The 498-nt window shown below is 48.4% G+C and carries 1 protein-coding gene; it reads right to left on the bottom strand.

Annotated features, from left to right (window positions below; translation table 11 throughout):
* Window positions 1-181, bottom strand: a 181-nt coding sequence (locus tag BEN47_RS02210; RefSeq protein ID WP_070724618.1) for an IS5 family transposase, incomplete at its 3' end; no start/stop codon positions are given.
* Window positions 182-498: the final 317 nt, after the last annotated feature.

The following is a 498-nucleotide window of genomic DNA, read 5'->3' as shown; positions in this document are numbered from 1 at the left end:
AGTAAAAGCAAATGGGGTAAGGGGGAAAGTCGTGGGGCAACAAGCGCCACTGGCACCCACTCTTGGTTAGGTAGAGCAAGGCATTGAGAATGAGCCGCAACGAATACTTGCGGCGGCGGGCAACTGGCAAGGCGTTTTGCATGACGTGCCACTGGAAATCAGTCAGGTCCGTTTCGTACATCTTTGGTCGGATGAAGAAATTGCGGTAACCTGGCTGGTTTCTGTTTGTCTACCAATTACTTGTGAATTTTAACAGGCTCTATAGTACCGATTTTAACGTCAGCCCAATAATGTCGGGGCGGTTATAGGTGGGGATGACGATGGAAAAAAAAGGGCCGGGCATCTAGGCAACAACTGAAAATCGTGTAATTAACCCAAGTTGCGGATTACAATAGGCATAAAAAAGTCTGCTCGGCAGAGCAGCAGTAGGTTTAAGGTCTTTGACCTCCTCATTCCTGCTGAAACCATGCGCGAACAGACCATCGCAATGTACTGCTT

This window comes from Hymenobacter lapidarius (assembly GCF_001816145.1).
GTDB classification, from domain to species: Bacteria; Bacteroidota; Bacteroidia; order Cytophagales; family Hymenobacteraceae; genus Hymenobacter; species Hymenobacter lapidarius.
This window is presented reverse-complemented; position numbering and strand designations above follow the sequence as displayed.